Source organism: Paenibacillus sp. FSL R5-0475 (assembly GCF_038004585.1).
In the GTDB taxonomy this organism is placed as follows: domain Bacteria; phylum Bacillota; class Bacilli; order Paenibacillales; family Paenibacillaceae; genus Paenibacillus_AQ.
Map to the genome: position 1 here is coordinate 4,263,096 of NZ_JBBORK010000001.1, position 15,043 is coordinate 4,278,138.

Here is a 15,043-nt window from a genome sequence, read left to right on the forward strand (position 1 = left end):
TGAAGAACTAGGTTAAAGAAAAGAGAGGTCGTTTGTGTTCAACCCCTCGATTCTCCTGCTATCATTGTTTGTGAGTCGCGTACCATTCATTGACTTCTTTGGTCATTTCGTCGCCGCCAAGCTTTTTCCACTCTTCTACGAATTTATCGAATTCATCCACGGATACTTGATTCATCATAATCTTGAAGTATACTTCATCCCGCTTCTTCTTCAGGATTTCTTGTCGATCTGCCATGGTTGGAGTCGGTGCGCCGTAGAATTTGTTTTGTAGGTACTGTTTATTGTTCTGAATTTCAGGAATAAGTGAATATGCACCTTTTGGACCTGAGATCAGATATTCCCACCACATGTTGATATCGGTACCGTCAACATACTTCATGGCACGCTCGTAACGAGTTTTTTGATCTTTCGTCTCCAAAATGCTCTCGTCTTTGTTCTCGATCGCTTTTGGCAATATTTCACCGTTATTATCCTTTTGTTTACCAACACGAAGCGGGCTTAGAAGCCAGTAGTTGTTGCCTTTCTCCTTCAGGTCTTTACCATACTCATACACTTTCTGTTCTGGCGTCGGATGATTATCCACGACAATCCAATGGTTCAGCAATTTAATAACGCCTTCCGGATGCTTCGCTTGCTTGGAGATAACATAATATTCGTCAACACCCAAACCTATCTGCGATAGTGCAGGTTCGCTATCCACCGATGGAATCGGGAATACGCCCCACTCTTGTACGACTTTACCATCCTTTACTGCGCCTTTAGCGAGCTGAGCCGGTACCCAAGACTGGCCGTATACGATACCTGCGTTGTTGTTATAGAGGAGCTCTGCTGCTTTCTCCACATCTTTAACGACGAACTCAGGATCAATTAATCCTTTCTTGAACATTTCCTGCAGCGCCTTAAGTGCGTCTTTCACTTGAGGCTGAATGTCACTGTTGACCAAATTGCCATTTCCGTCTTCCATCCAAAGATTTTCATAAGCATGGTAACTATTCAAGAATGCTATTAGTCCTGTAACAGCTGTGGACTGGTTGTTAAATGGATCTTTGCTAATTACAATTCCATACGGTTTCCCAGTGCCGCCTGGATCTTTTGTTTTGAACGCTTCTGCGATCGTCAAGAGATCCGCCATCGTCTTCGGTTCCGGCAGGTTCAATTTCTTCAGCCAGTCCGTACGTACATAGAGGAACTGATACTGGTACGGATTATAAGAACTTGGAATCCCCATGAGTTTACCGTCGAAAGTGGCGGTCTTCAGTTGCATTCCACCATCCATCGACAAGAATTCCTTCGTCTCATCCGTCGCATTCTTGTCATATACGTCCGTGATATCCATAATCATATCCGCTTCGGTCAGCTCTTTCAGCTGTGTAGCATTAACCTTCATGAAGTCCGGAAGATCATTGGAGGCGATGGACATCTTCACTTTTTCCTTGAATTGAACGTCATCGGCGGACACCCATTTATTCGTGAGCTTCACACCGATATCTTTCTCATACGCATCATAGACCGAGTTCTTCTCAAAGCTTTCGCCCTCATCGAATTTGAGATACTGATCGCTTGCCGAAACTGTTGAAACTTCAATCACTTCATTTTTTTGTTCCACAGGTGTCTCAGGCTGCTTCTCAGGCTGCTTCTCGCCTTCATTTGTGATTTTGCCGCATGCCGTGATAGTTAAACTTAGGATCAATGCGACGATCAGAAGTATTCTACTTTTTTTCTTCATATTACCCCTCCACATTGTCTCAAAATAGGTCGTGCATCTACTTCATGCTACTTCTCTTCCTAGTTCTAGTATAGGAAAGGAAAGGACCCCCATCTATATACTAGTCTTTACTTTCGTATACACCTCTTGACTACCGTCAGGCTTGTCCCTAGAACGCACAAGAGAGAGGGAGTCTCCCTAGGTTAGGTTGACTCCCCCTTCGTTGAAACGTTACCGTGTATTAACTCGAATATTCAGCTCCCCACGATATTTGACAAGAGATGACGCGCCGCTTCTTGCTTCATTTCCATTTCTTCATTTTTCGATAAACCTAAGCGCACGTTCTGATTGATATTCAGCTAGACCTTTTGCGAATTGTTGATCGGGAAATCCTCTATGCTGTAGCTTTAAACCCGCTGAAGTTAATGATATATGGTGATGCAATTGATAAAATAACAGCCTATCCGGATCAAGCTTATCGTTCTTAAGATACCGATAGAAATCTCCAAAACGCATCTCCAAAAAACTATGCTCATGCTCAATATCAAAGAACGCTGCTCCTTCGATATCAATCAGAAAGGGCTCCAGCTTATCATTAACCAATACATGGTCAGGACCCAGTTCCCCATGAATAAATCCATACTGCTTTCTAGGCTTAATTCTTGATTCAAGCTCATACAACTTATCGAGCAATTTACTTTGATTAGACCCGATCTTCTCCATATGCTGAGAGGCGTAAGCTAGCTGTACTTTCGTATTTTTCATTTGTAATGAATGACATTGTTCTGTACTGATCTCGTTAGCATTGGCTTTCCCAAAAATCTGCCTTTCGGTGGTATGCATTGTAGTAAGCATATCCCCCAACTGCTGAAACACTTTATCTTGAGCAGCTAACTCGGAAAGTTGGAAAAAGGTTTCTGCCTTACGTCCATCTATATATTCAACAAGCGCATAATCAAATGGGTAACGATCTCTTTCCTTGTTCAGATCATAAAGTGCTGGGGTCTGAATTCCATGTTGTGTTAAATACTTATTGTTTAATTCAAACAAATCACTTCCATAGGACTGTTCATTTATATCTTCATTCGCTTTTTCTTCTTCAAAATAATTCATGGAAAGATCCCACACATACAAAACGCAGGAAAATCCATTACTGCACTCAATCTTGTAGACCACCTTTTGTGCGCCACCATGCATTCGTGAAACACGAGTAACTAAATAACTGGTGCCAAAAATCCGTCCAATATAATCCTGTAAGTCGGCCTGATCGAGATGATAGGTAACGTCCATTAACAACACTCCATTGATTAAGTTTTGCCGGCTTCACAATAGTAAATAAAATCCAGCCCAAAGTATAGACTTTTTCTTTCTGATCAATTATGATGTTGAATAAGGTCTTGAAAAAAATAAGCATACAAAAAGCCTTTGGATTTTATTCCAAAAGGCTTTTTTTTTGATGAAATTTCTAACGAAACCAGCATATCTTGTGGTTAAACTTGGCGTTCAGTATCCATGTCCTTTTTATACATTTTTTCAGCTTCAATAGGACTCTCTTTTGCCGTCATTTGGCTTGGAATGACCCGATAAACTTGAACCGGACCGCCGAATACAGCTGATCTATACTTCTCCACATGCTGCTTGGACAGGGGGCGATTATAGTAACCTGGTACATACTTATTCATCATTTCCTGAAGTACATGAGTGGCTTCATCCAAATCCGTGATCGGTTCTGCTTGTCCAAATATCATTACGCTCATATAAGCTGTATCCGTTTTCGCAGGTACCGGATCCGTAATGGTTCCGTATTCCTCACATACCGTAAAACACACCTCTGAATTATCACTCATCACCTGATTACGCCTTCCGTCTCCAGCCCCGTGAAAATAGAGTTTCCCTTCTGTCCATACATAATTAAGTGGCACAACATAGGGGAGATTGCCATCAGCCAACCCAAGATAACCCAATCTCGCTTGCTGAAGGAACCTTTCAATCTTCTCTTGATCCAGGCATTCCCTGCTCTTGTAACGAACCGAATTCATATCGATATCTCTCCTTTAACTCTAGCGTGCGGCAACGACCAAATTGCGAATACCAGCGTTGTTACGGTAGTATATCAATGTATGGATTGCATTAAAATATCCAAAAATGACCGTTTAAAGCAATCCATAATTAATATTATTATGATTGGGCTTCTATTTGGAGGTGTGTACGATGATGAAAGTAATTCGTAATGATAAGAGACCGATCTGGCAGCAATTGCTTGATCAAGCAATTCATAATATTACTAGCGGAGTCTGGGCGCCAGGAGAATTACTAATACCTACCCGCGAACTTGCTCACATCGTAGGTGTCTCACGCTCAACTATTCAAATCGTCTATGAGGAATTGTTAAGTCGAGGTTATACAGTCACCTCTCGCCGAGGAGGAACGCGAGTTAGTAGATGGAAGCAATTCAATGTATCAACGAAGGAAATAGAAACAGAGGGTCCCACACCTCCTTCACTCTCCTTGTTAGACTCAGCTGTTGATCATTTACATGACTGGTTCAGAGGTAAAGAACAGCTAGAAGTGGATATTGATTTCAGTCCTCATGAACCCTATTTGGATGAACAATTTCAAAAAAGCTGGCGGCAATCGCTGCTCCACGCATCTGCTGAAATGGATTTATCAAGCTGGGCTTACGGTAATTGCTACGGTTACACACCATTACGTGAGCAAATACAGCGTTATTTATCCCTTGAACGGGGCATACATATCCAAACTAATCAGATTCTGTTGACCTCAGGAGCTCAGCATAGTATCGATTTAATCGCACAGTCGCTTTTAGCTGATGGGGACACAGTTTCAGTAGAAGATCCAGGTTTCCCAGCTGCTTGGATGGCGATGAAATATCGACGAATGAATGTGGTACCTATTCCCGTTGATGAGTATGGTCTAGTGGTGGAGCATATTCACCCTCAATCCAAACTGATCTTTGCCACCCCTTCTCACCAGTGCGCAGTAGGGGTCGTTATGTCGGAGCCCCGTCGGCAACAATTGCTACATAAAGCGGTTCAAGAACGGTTTTGGATCATTGAAGACGATTATGATAGTGAATTCCGGTATCGTGGGGAGCCGCTGCCAACGTTGTTTAGTCAGGCATCCAATAATACTTTGTATCTCATGAGTTTCTCTAAAATGATTGCTCCTGGCATTCGTATTTCGGCTATTATAGGTTCAGTCGAGGCAATTGCTCAACTAGCGAAGGTACAGGAGCTGACTTACCGTCATCTTCCGATTATGGATCAGCTAACACTAACCCATTTCATTAAAAATGGTCATTTTATGCGGCATATGAGAAGAGTCAGAAATGTATATCGAAGAAGACACGAAGTCATGACAAAAGCTATTATGGCTAGTGGTTTAGGGGAGCGTTTTACACTCAGTGGAGTAGAAACAGGATTGCATATGTTACTTGAGGCTGAGGAATCATACGACGAAGAAACTGTGACAAATTTAGCCCTACAACATGGAATACGTGTTTACCCTCTTGGACCCTATTGTCTGGATAGCAAAAGAAAGGGATGGGTATTGGGGTTTGCAAAAGTAGATGAAGCATCAATTGAGCAGGGGATACATCGCCTTGCGGAGATAATTCTGTAAAATCATTTCCGCAGGATTAGATAAATTAAAAGAAAGTATGGACTTTAAATTACTTGGTCCGATGGTTACAGTTACCGTGAATCCCTTGGTTACGCCCTCATTTTAAGATACTTGGCTTATGCAGATAGCAAATAAATAAAGCCTCTATCCCGCCACTCGGAATAGAGGCTTGTATTATTCTTACTCCTTTAGTACTCTCCTTTGATTACAAAATACGAGCCACGGATTGTACCGGCTAGTTTAGACTTTTGCCTAGCAAATTTAAACTTCTCTTCTAACTCCTTTGGTATCTCCATCCCCTCAGAAAGCTTAAAACCAACGGCTCGCTTCTTAGGATCATCAACCGTATACATGACATTAACCTCAAGTCCATCTTCATAAAAGACATAAGTGAATTTAATATTTTCCACTTGAAAACGCGATGTTTCTAAAGGTTTTGCCGCAAACTCAATATTACGTTCTTCTTTTAAAATTCGGCTCACATAATCAAGGTTTTCCTGGCTTTCGCTAGCTGGGACAACTGTAAATTCATGCTTGTACTTGTTCATAAAATAACGAGCTTCATTGGCACGTAAACCAGCAAGCGCTTCTGCTACGGGTGAAGACTCTACTCCGACCGTAGACACATTTTTAAAATCAACGATATACGTCATTTCCATCTCTCCTTTTCTCTCATTATTCCCTATCAATAGAATACAATAACTAAAATTTTAACTATATTATATCAAAAATAATCCACTTCACATGTTCAAATCTATGCCCGTAACTTTCTAAAAAAGAGCACCTGCTGCAAGGCGGCCAAGACTTATAGCCTTCATCCTTGCAGCAGATGCTGACGGTCAGCTAAAAACCGTATCATCCATATATTGGTGCCAACGAAAACTAACCTTGAAACGGATTCCTACCTGATGCATTCTCTCAACCTTCTGCGTGATCCAGCCCTTGAATACTATTGTGATCAATCGAGCTCCGCGCGGGAAAAAAGATCCCGGATCAACGTCTCATTTTCACAGGCCTGCTTCAACCGCGCCGCGAACTGCTTAATAGCTTCGCTATTCTCCGAATAAGCACAGAACATATCCGCTTCCGGGTCAAAATGAATCGTATCTACCCATTCAGGCATATATTCGTTCACAAACACAGCCGCCAAAGAAGCCCAATCGTACCCGTTGCCTTCAAATCCTTCGTCTGCCCGGGCCTCGAACACTTCCGATCGGTAGCTACCCACATTTAGAATGACAGACATGCCTCCACCTTGCTGATCCACGAGTATAAAAGGGGCAACGTCCTCTTCTGCGGATTCTGCATCCAGCCGTGCAATGACCTCAGAGCGGGCTTGATCCGTGAAGCAAAGCACCCCGTTTTTCTGAACAATCAGCCCTTCCCGTATTCGCCCATCCAGCCAGTCGCTGATCCAGCCCGGAGCATACCCGCCTTGACCGAACTCGCCGCCAAAAGCGATCATTTCCTCATATACATCCAGATATTGTTGACGGCTCGTATTTGGATAAGAGCTTGTGTACAGCCAGAACTGCACATCGTACATCAGAGTAGAAAGCTCATCCGCATGAAAGGAAAAGTGTCCCTTCTCTTCTACGATTCGGGTACAGACTCTACGGATCTTCTGCTCAAGCTGATCTACCTCAGACACATGGCTGCACAGCTTCGCAAGTAAAGGCGAGAATTGGCCTACGGCTACTTTGCGCAAATCCTCCTCTTTATCTTCTTCAGAGGTGTCGTAGTCCTCATCACTCACCAGACCGCGTATAAACGTCTCGAAGTCTTGGGCCAAGAACGTAATCTCATAATTATCTTCCTGATCCACATGAATTACCTCAGGTTCGCCGTCCCTCCCGCAGTTCCGGTAATCCAGCATCACGACATCATGGCCTGCCGAAGGGCAGTCACAAATTACTACGCCGATGTCAGGATACCCCCACTCCTCAATCATGAACGGGCTGCCGAGATCGCCACAGAGTGAATAGCTTTTCTCGCGTCCGATGCCCATAATGCCCGTAATCGCAATATGATCCTCAGCCCATGAGGTCGCGTCCTCCGTCGGAAAACAAGTATTATAAGGAACTCCCCCATTGTGCTGCTTCATCAGACTGATATAAGAGGCAGGAAGCTTGTAACCCAGTTCTTCTTCTACAGAAGCAATCAGCTCATCCGTAGGCGGGGCAGAAACATATTCTTTTAGCGCATAATCGCTATCTTTCCAAAATTCGGAGAGGTCCATCCCTTCAAAAGGAGTTGCAGTCGTCCCCGAATCATTATGTTGCTCTCTGATTGCCTGTCTGGCTGCGGCGTGTTGTTCTTTGCGTAGCTTGCGCTGGCTGAATTTCAGAAACATGGCCGTATTCTCATCATCCGGATCGAGGTCATGGGCAATACTCAGCACTCTCACTGCTTCCTCATATCGATTCAAATAGTAGTAGGAATATCCCACACGAAAATGCCACAGATGGTCATTCTGCCCCTGTTCCGCAATCATCGCGAAGTGTCCAAGCGCTTCTTCATAACGTCCCAAATTGTTATACGCTCTTGCCAGACTGCTGACTACCTCGTAATCTCTGTCCTCTGGAGGAATCGCCATCAGGGTGTCTACAATCTTCTGGTGTTCATCATCTTCATGCCACTGTGTCAGCTGTGCGATTAGTTCTTTGTCCATGGTCTACCTCCCAAAGCTTATAATCAAGTTACTAGAATATAGAGAAATATGGTTTTCCCTATTCTACCAGATGGGATGTAGGTATTGAAAATCGAAATAGGGCAGCTAAACGTAGCCATGACCCCAGCAGGGAACGGTAACTATACCTACCCTGTAAATAACCTGCAACACGGCGATACCATCGAGTACTCCTTCACCTATAATCCGGGGCAAGGGGCCGTCGATTCTCCGACGCTCACGTATATCCATGGGTTAACCCAAGGAACACCGGAGTAAAGTGGATAAACCCTAGACAAAATGCATGAACACGAATAGGCGAGGAGGAAGTATTGGTGCTTCCCTCTCGCCTGTTTTGTTGTTTCAGCCATGCTGGTCTCCTCGGTGGAAGATCAGTTGCCATGCGTGATGCGTGACCTCCTTGACGACAAAGCTCATCTCTTAGAACGCCATCAAGCCTAACTATTTACACCAAACTCTATCTTCTGATCAATAAATTGCTTGAATCTTGTAAAATACTGCTCTGATGCCTCCCAGCGCCTAAGGTCCAAAAAAGACATGTCCTGTTTGCCATATTGATTGGGCGGCTGATAATGCCGGGAAACATAAGTTCCATGATCCACTGTATAAAAATAATACGCCTCATCTGGAGTTTTGATTTCAATCCGAGCATGCAGGTAGTCTCCGTCCTCGTCCGTATGCGCATTACGGAAGCTGTAATATTTTGAGCCGTCCCAGAACCCGTCATCCTCCTCTTCTTCCGAATATAATTCCTGAATTACAGCGTGTTGCAAAATGTCTTGCACATATTGGACCTCAATGTTTCGTAAATAAAGCTCAGCCATATTAATACAGGTCAGCAACATAGTCCAGCAATCGCTAATCTCCGCTAGCTGTTCCTGAGACTCTTCTGTAATGTGCTCCCACTCAGACCCTTCATCTATGGTTCTCCTCAACAAACCGATGGAATGATCTTGCTCCAGCCAAATATAATAGTGATGCCGGTTATCATTCATATAAACGCTGAGATCCCGCTCATCCCCGTCTGCATCAATATGCTCCAGTTGAACTTTGAAAAATACGCCTTGCTCCTGAAAATCAAAAGATGGTTTGTCATCCGTCATTAGAATACACTGAGTCAATTTCAATATATTTTCCTCATTGATCGTGTTATGGGTAAAATATAAATGAACAGGTTTCTTTCTCTTGAGGGGTTCATTTACTTTTTTCAATGCGGAACGCCCTTCTACAATAACATTCACCAGCGTGCAAAAGGAAAATTCCATGTCCTCCTCATCCATATCCAGAAAAACTTCATCAATCAACACCTCATGAATGTCCACCGGAAGCTCCTGAAATACGCCGTCTCCCTCCCATACATTTACTAAGCATGCAATAGATTTCTGCCCGTCTACTTTGATGCTGTACTCGTCATCCTGAACTAAAACCGCAGCGCTAAGATCACCTATAACAATTGTTTCCCCATGATTGTAGGTGCCGCACAATATTTCCTCAACCATCAGATTGCCCGAAACATAGATTTCCTGACCGCCTACAGCTATATTTTTCGCATTCAAATTACCGGTTACCATAAGCCCTATGGCACCATCTGTTTCTTTATTATAGAGATTCTCTACAGTAAAATTCCCATCGATAAAAATGATAATTACCTCTTTTTGTTGCGGGAAAGCCTGCTCCCAATCCAGATTAAGAGAAGGCAGCGTCAAATCCCCTTCATAATAAGCGGCTAGCTGCTCGTCACTGAAATCCTGGTAAAACTTCGCCCACCAAGATCCTTCCGGAAATTTATCTGCTAGTTGACTAATAGGAATGAATCGGAAAAGATTTCTCATACATTATTTTCCTTTCATTTTTAAATTTCCATTATTCTCTCATATGTAAAAATAAGGGTCAATCTCAACTTTACAAACCATCCCCCACAACAAAAAAAGGCCATCCTTCGATGGGATGGCCTGACAAATCAGAAGTACAATAGTAATCACCGTTTATTATTTTTTCAAAACCGGTATCCAAATCTCACTTCTGAAGGTGGGTGAAGATATATCCTTACTCTCATTCCATAAAATCTCCGGGCCTCTTGCCAACTCATAATTAGCGGTAGGGAACCATTCAGAATAGATGCGTCCCCAGACATTTTGCAATGTATCGGGGAATGATCCAACGGCTTCGAATACAGCCCATGTTGCTGCAGGAACATCTAGTTTCGTTAAATTTTCGGGGCATTCCTTGGTTGTAGCAACGCCAACATAATGGTCAAGTTCCCCCTTTTCTTCCATTCTCCCCTCAGAAAAATTCATCGATGCTTGAATCAGTCCCTGAGGTTCGACATTCGAGAGCTTTTTGAGCTGGTCGATGTCATCGCTAGTTAAGCTTTTCCACATAGATGCGATTTCCGGATTTACGCCATTAAATTGGATAGGTACCCTTCTCGTAATGCCTACGATACAGAATGACTCTTTTTCAATGATACGATAGTTCATTGCACTTCCCCCTTGAATCGTTAATTGAAAGGTCAAGCGCGGATAGGCTTTTAATGAAGGGCCATGCAACTTTACCGAAGAGGGCGGAATACCGTGCAAGCCTTGGAAAGCTCTAGAAAATGCGTCTGCTGAGCTATATCCATATTTCACCGCCACATCCATAACTCTTAATTCTCCAGCTTGAAGCTCAAATGCCGCAGATGTCAGGCGTCTCCGACGGATGTATTCTGATAGCGTGATGCCTGCAAGAAATGAGAACATTCTAGAAAAATGATATTCGGAACAACAAGCCAACCTCGCCGCTTCCTTCAGGTCTATATCATCAGCAAGATTCTCTTCAATGTATTGTAGAGCCCCGTTCAGATTTGCAAGCAAATCCATTCGAATGAACTCCCTTCACTAACAATATAGCAAGTATCGTCGGCATCCATCCGACATCTCATGCACAGTTTTGCTGGGTACCTAGGAGAAACTTGCCGCTACTTAAGATACGGTTCACCGCGCATTCAAAAAAGAGGTGCGAAAAGCCGGTTCATCACCGGACGCTTTTCGCACCTTCTCTCTCTTGCCTAAATTAACGCGTCGAAATGGCCCTCCGAGTTCACCGTCGCCGTCCGGGGATCGGTCAGACCGATGCCCTTGAGGCCTCCCTTCCACTCAATCCGCGAGAGGGGGAGGTGATCTTGAAGCGGAGAAGCCGGTACAAAATTTACGGGGGCGCTACTCCCGCTTTTCTGTACGAGTTGGGACTCCAGCAGCCGGATTTGCCGCTGCAGCTGCTCTCGGCGATAAGGAGTCTGCATCTCACTTCCTTGTGCCGCATTCACTTTATCCAGTTCCATCATCAGCCGGTTCCGCTGTTTCTCCAGGGAACTGACATCACTCTGTGTACCGCCGTAGGCCGCAATGGTCTGTACGGAGCTGATGCCTGATACTGTCTGTGCCGCCATGATCTTTCCCTCCGTTTCCATGGCTACCAATCCAAATTCAGCCAAATTTGAAAGTTCTAATCATCTTTATTACCCAGCAGGCCCCGTCATGACAACATCACAGCCTCAATTAGAGAATAATCGTCATATAGTCTCAGTCGGCCGCTTGTTTCGACCCTACCAAAGACCCATCGAAGGCTGGCTAAAGTCCCTTCAGAGCTCCCTTACTCGTCCTTCAACCGCCGCTGATACAAAATGACAGACACTACTGTTAGCACAACTGTCCATGCCAAGGTAATGAGGAGGGGTTTTAATAAATCTCCCGTCGTAAAGCTTATATTGCTTATTTCTAAGAAATACACAAGTTGAGTGCTTGGTACGTACTCCAGCACTTTGAAGATAGGAAAATCATCCACTAGTAACGTTCCCCATGGTGCTATGAGCCAGCTAATATATGGGCGTTTGTGGCAGTAATCATTCTTTCGATTATTCTGTACACTGCAGCCGGGACGATTTGCGGTTTATTCTCCAAGACGTTGCTTGAAGCCTCATTATCTATATTCCCTGTGGCGTTCATATTTATGGGGGCTAAAATCGATTTCAGGCGGATTAAATAAAATTACTTTGTCATTTCTTTTGGTTGAGATCTTCTGCAAGGTTATATTGGTCTCGTCTTGTTTCCGTAATTCCTGCTTATCCTCTTCGATGTCCCGAATATCCAATGGATGAAATCCGGACTCGTTCAACCGATAAATGGTATCACAGGAAATAAGGGCATCCTCTAAATTCGAAGTTAAAATCAATATCTGCTTTTCTTGCGAAAGATCATCCAGAATCCGTTTGAATTGACGACGATCCTCCTCTTCCAAGTAAAAATAAGGTTCCTCCAGTACAAGTGTAGGCTGATGCGCAAAAAAACACGTAGCAAGGTCACATACATCCTTTTCGATGAGCTTAGATCCTTGATCCTCACCTTCCGTTCTTCTTTTAGAACAAAATAATCCATTAACAACTCGGCACGCTCATTCCTCTCCGTTACTTGGATAAGAAAAGTAATTAGCTCTTCCACCGTTAAACGCATATACTCGCTTTGCCCAGCCCGAAATATATAATATTGAGAATGGTCCACCAATTGATTCATTAAAAGCTGCTTTCGCTTCAAGTCCGTTATAATGGCAACCGATTGGTTCAATGTCATATTTAATTCAATCATCGGTAGTAATAATTCCCCGTCATAATACATTGGTTGAAATTGCATTCCGTCCTCCTGATCAGCGACACAACTTGGATATATAAAACAATTATAAAGTCAGGATACTTTTTTGTCAGTTTCTAACTAAAAACATAACGGCATGTCCTATCTAAACGTTCGTCCAGCCGTTCATGTTCATTCGATTCCTTTCACTTAACAAGTATAAGCGAGGAAAATGGGGGTCACTTTAAGACTATCTGTTATGCAAGAAGGGGCTCAGCATATGACATATGGAGAAATTCTATTTCGTACGGCAACGTCTTTCGTTGCTCTACTCGTTTTGACGCGTCTTCTCGGTAAAAAACAAGTCGGACATCTAACGTTTTTCAATTATGTAACAGGGATCACCTTCGGCTCCACCACTGCGGAAATTATCGTCAACAGACAAATCACGCTGCTGCAAGGAATATCTAGCTTGGTCTTATGGTCACTCTTGGCGTTCAGCGTTGCATTGATCGGACTGCGCTCTGTCAAAGCACGTGAGATTCTCGACGGCCAACCTACGATTCTCGTCAAACAAGGCAAGATTCTGGAAGAGGCATTAGCTAAGCAGCACCTCAACATCGACGATTTAAGCATGTTGCTTCGGAATAAGGATGTCTTCTCACCCGAAGACGTCGAATTTGCAATTCTGGAACCTGACGGTAAACTTAGCGTGTTGATAAAAGAAGAACTGCTGCCTGCAACAAAAAAAGATATAAAAGTAAATGTTGCACCTATTCACAATATCCCAACTGAGCTTATCGTTGATGGTAAAATCGTAGAAAAGAATCTTAATAAAATAGATGTCTCCGTTGTCTGGCTCAACCAACAATTAAAGAAAGCCAACATTCATTCTTTAGATCAAGTATTTTACGCAGAGCTCCAATTGGACGGGAGTCTGTATATCGACAAATACCAGGATATGAATCCATAAAAGACCCCCAAAGAGAACAGCCCCCAGACTGTTCTCTTTCGCTGTCTGCCTTAGAAGCAGGTGAACGAGCGAATCCGATTCAGATCAATACCGAAGTACCCCCAGAAGAGACCGAACCATCTGAACCCTGCAACAGAATTACGCCCGACGAATACCGGGAAGAACCAGAATTGCTCGCCGTTGTTCAGCCAAATGTATGTGTTGCGGAACAGACAGCCTCTGATCGCACCGGGGTCGATGGCAAATGCGGTGGCCGACATTTGCGGTACGAATTGCGGTGGAGGTGCCGTCGGCGCTTGAACGCCTCCCGGTGCAGCTCCTGGAGGTCCCGGAGTCCCAGGAAATCCACCTGGTCCACCCGGTCCTCCTGGTCCTCCTGGTCCTCCTGGTCCACCCGGAAACCCTGGGAATTGGCCGCTTCCCGGCGTTGGAAAAAATCCCATATGTGATCACTCCTTTCAATGAGTAGGCACAATCATCATATGCATTCGCGGAAAGAGTGTTTGGGCGAATGCCAATAAATAATCCGCGCCCAGCCGAAGCTGAACAGTAATGAAATTAAGCCGCCTAAAAGCCTTTTTCACCTGCTTCGGCTCATAAATATGGACGAATATCCACTTATGCTGATTCCTAATTTGACTTAGAATTACCGTAGAAGATTGAAAAAGGCTGTGATTCTAATGTTAATCAAAAGAGACAAATGGTTGCAATATCGCATCCTTCGCAAAGGCTCCTTTCTCGCCGGACGGCTGCCAGAGACACAGTTGCTTAAGAAGAACGCATTAACGAATATGCTGCTTCACTATCAAAGCGTCGTATTGAAACCTCGCAACGGGAGTTACGGAAGGGATATCCTGTTCATTAAACGAAACGGTGCAAACGCCTATCGTATTCATAACGAAAAGAAAGCTTTCACCATGACAGACAGCGATAAGTTATTTAAATTGTTCCGTAAAAAAAATAGAGGTCGTGGATATATCGTCCAAAGGCGTCTGCAGCTTGCCCAAATTCAACACAAGCCATTCGACATTCGGGTAATGGTTCAGCGACAAAAGAGCACTTCATCCACTTGGAACGTGACAGGTTCATACGCGAAAGTTGCGGCGCAAGGATATCTAGTCACGAATGTGGCTAGCCGCACCATTCCAGTCCTTGAGGCACTCAAATTAGCCCGAATCGGAGATCGGAGCTTGCTTATCAAAGCGGAACAGATCGCATTATTGGCAGCCACACGACTGGGAGAGCGTTACCCCAAGCTTAGACAAGTCGGGTTCGATATAGGCATCGACAGGAACTGCCGGATTTGGATCATTGAAGGCAATTATCAACCGGACTTACGCCCATTCCGACTCTTGAAAGATTCCTCAATGCATCGCAGAATATTATGGTATAAGAAACATTAGAACGAAAAAAAGACGACCAGCCTCTTA

Annotated in this window: 14 protein-coding genes and 1 pseudogene; 4 read left to right on the top strand and 11 right to left on the bottom strand. The window is 43.9% G+C overall.

The window, feature by feature from the left end; genetic code table 11:
* Positions 1–61 precede the first annotated feature (61 nt).
* The 3 genes from MKX41_RS19110 to MKX41_RS19120 all read right to left on the bottom strand — a co-directional run bounded on the left by MKX41_RS19110 (position 62) and on the right by MKX41_RS19120 (position 3,744).
* Positions 62–1,726, bottom strand: coding sequence for an extracellular solute-binding protein (locus tag MKX41_RS19110; RefSeq protein WP_340972668.1), 1,665 nt, complete (start codon positions 1,724–1,726; stop codon positions 62–64).
* Positions 1,727–2,020: 294 nt separating this feature from the next.
* Positions 2,021–2,950: a phosphotransferase gene (locus MKX41_RS19115; protein WP_076300484.1), complete on the bottom strand. Its 930-nt coding sequence runs from the start codon at positions 2,948–2,950 to the stop codon at positions 2,021–2,023.
* 245 nt (positions 2,951–3,195) lie between these two features.
* Complete coding sequence (locus MKX41_RS19120) at positions 3,196–3,744, bottom strand: pyridoxamine 5'-phosphate oxidase family protein (protein WP_340972670.1); 549 nt, start codon at positions 3,742–3,744, stop codon at positions 3,196–3,198.
* A gap of 172 nt (positions 3,745–3,916) precedes the next feature.
* Between MKX41_RS19120 and pdxR the strand changes: the two genes are divergently transcribed.
* Positions 3,917–5,347 (top strand): MocR-like pyridoxine biosynthesis transcription factor PdxR, encoded by a 1,431-nt coding sequence (gene pdxR, locus MKX41_RS19125; RefSeq protein WP_340972672.1) that lies wholly within the window; start codon positions 3,917–3,919, stop codon positions 5,345–5,347.
* 188 nt (positions 5,348–5,535) lie between these two features.
* On the opposite strand, the gene MKX41_RS19130 is transcribed toward pdxR, so the two are convergent.
* From MKX41_RS19130 to MKX41_RS19140, 3 genes and pseudogenes are all read right to left on the bottom strand, one after another.
* Positions 5,536–6,000: a hypothetical protein gene (locus tag MKX41_RS19130; RefSeq protein WP_042191399.1), complete on the bottom strand. Its 465-nt coding sequence runs from the start codon at positions 5,998–6,000 to the stop codon at positions 5,536–5,538.
* A gap of 305 nt (positions 6,001–6,305) precedes the next feature.
* Complete coding sequence (locus MKX41_RS19135) at positions 6,306–6,614, bottom strand: immunity 51 family protein (protein WP_340974982.1); 309 nt, start codon at positions 6,612–6,614, stop codon at positions 6,306–6,308.
* A 42-nt stretch (positions 6,615–6,656) separates the two neighbouring features.
* Positions 6,657–8,018: pseudogene (locus MKX41_RS19140) on the bottom strand (SMI1/KNR4 family protein); the annotation flags it as partial.
* A gap of 84 nt (positions 8,019–8,102) precedes the next feature.
* On the opposite strand from MKX41_RS19140, the gene MKX41_RS19145 reads away from it, so the two are divergent.
* On the top strand, positions 8,103–8,294 hold the full coding sequence (locus tag MKX41_RS19145; protein WP_340972674.1) for a hypothetical protein: 192 nt from the start codon (positions 8,103–8,105) through the stop codon (positions 8,292–8,294).
* Between the two features lie 179 nt (positions 8,295–8,473).
* Here the strand turns inward: MKX41_RS19145 and MKX41_RS19150 are convergent, their stop codons facing one another.
* The 4 genes from MKX41_RS19150 to MKX41_RS19165 all read right to left on the bottom strand — a co-directional run bounded on the left by MKX41_RS19150 (position 8,474) and on the right by MKX41_RS19165 (position 12,703).
* Positions 8,474–9,868: a hypothetical protein gene (locus MKX41_RS19150; RefSeq protein ID WP_340972675.1), complete on the bottom strand. Its 1,395-nt coding sequence runs from the start codon at positions 9,866–9,868 to the stop codon at positions 8,474–8,476.
* 156 nt (positions 9,869–10,024) lie between these two features.
* The gene (locus MKX41_RS19155) at positions 10,025–10,897 is read right to left on the bottom strand and encodes an AraC family transcriptional regulator (protein ID WP_340972676.1); all 873 of its coding nucleotides are present in this window, start codon (positions 10,895–10,897) and stop codon (positions 10,025–10,027) included.
* A 188-nt stretch (positions 10,898–11,085) separates the two neighbouring features.
* A complete protein-coding gene (locus MKX41_RS19160) occupies positions 11,086–11,466 on the bottom strand; it encodes a FlxA-like family protein (protein ID WP_076286012.1) in 381 nt (126 codons plus the stop codon).
* A 778-nt stretch (positions 11,467–12,244) separates the two neighbouring features.
* On the bottom strand, positions 12,245–12,703 hold the full coding sequence (locus MKX41_RS19165) for a hypothetical protein (protein WP_340972677.1): 459 nt from the start codon (positions 12,701–12,703) through the stop codon (positions 12,245–12,247).
* 217 nt (positions 12,704–12,920) lie between these two features.
* Here MKX41_RS19165 and MKX41_RS19170 point away from each other — a divergent pair, with 217 nt between their 5' ends.
* Positions 12,921–13,613 carry a DUF421 domain-containing protein gene (locus MKX41_RS19170; RefSeq protein ID WP_340972678.1) on the top strand — a complete coding sequence of 231 codons (693 nt, stop codon included), beginning with the start codon at positions 12,921–12,923 and terminating at the stop codon, positions 13,611–13,613.
* A 50-nt stretch (positions 13,614–13,663) separates the two neighbouring features.
* Here MKX41_RS19170 and MKX41_RS19175 read toward each other — a convergent pair whose 3' ends face one another.
* Positions 13,664–14,056, bottom strand: a complete 393-nt coding sequence (locus tag MKX41_RS19175) for a hypothetical protein (protein WP_042130783.1) — start codon at positions 14,054–14,056, stop codon at positions 13,664–13,666.
* 237 nt (positions 14,057–14,293) lie between these two features.
* On the opposite strand from MKX41_RS19175, the gene MKX41_RS19180 reads away from it, so the two are divergent.
* Positions 14,294–15,016 (top strand): YheC/YheD family protein, encoded by a 723-nt coding sequence (locus tag MKX41_RS19180; RefSeq protein WP_340972680.1) that lies wholly within the window; start codon positions 14,294–14,296, stop codon positions 15,014–15,016.
* Positions 15,017–15,043 lie beyond the last annotated feature (27 nt).

Bases quoted from the DNA above. Each gene is read 5' to 3' on its own strand.
- MKX41_RS19110 (WP_340972668.1), bottom strand. From the start codon at position 1,726: ATGAAGAAAAAAAGTAGAATACTTCTGATCGTCGCATTGATCCTAAGT.
- MKX41_RS19120 (WP_340972670.1), bottom strand. From the start codon at position 3,744: ATGAATTCGGTTCGTTACAAGAGCAGGGAATGCCTGGATCAAGAGAAG.
- pdxR (WP_340972672.1), top strand. From the start codon at position 3,917: ATGATGAAAGTAATTCGTAATGATAAGAGACCGATCTGGCAGCAATTG.
- MKX41_RS19130 (WP_042191399.1), bottom strand. From the start codon at position 6,000: ATGACGTATATCGTTGATTTTAAAAATGTGTCTACGGTCGGAGTAGAG.
- MKX41_RS19150 (WP_340972675.1), bottom strand. From the start codon at position 9,868: ATGAGAAATCTTTTCCGATTCATTCCTATTAGTCAACTAGCAGATAAA.
- MKX41_RS19155 (WP_340972676.1), bottom strand. From the start codon at position 10,897: ATGGATTTGCTTGCAAATCTGAACGGGGCTCTACAATACATTGAAGAG.
- MKX41_RS19160 (WP_076286012.1), bottom strand. From the start codon at position 11,466: ATGGCGGCACAGACAGTATCAGGCATCAGCTCCGTACAGACCATTGCG.
- MKX41_RS19165 (WP_340972677.1), bottom strand. From the start codon at position 12,703: ATGCAATTTCAACCAATGTATTATGACGGGGAATTATTACTACCGATG.
- MKX41_RS19170 (WP_340972678.1), top strand. From the start codon at position 12,921: ATGACATATGGAGAAATTCTATTTCGTACGGCAACGTCTTTCGTTGCT.
- MKX41_RS19175 (WP_042130783.1), bottom strand. From the start codon at position 14,056: ATGGGATTTTTTCCAACGCCGGGAAGCGGCCAATTCCCAGGGTTTCCG.
- MKX41_RS19180 (WP_340972680.1), top strand. From the start codon at position 14,294: ATGTTAATCAAAAGAGACAAATGGTTGCAATATCGCATCCTTCGCAAA.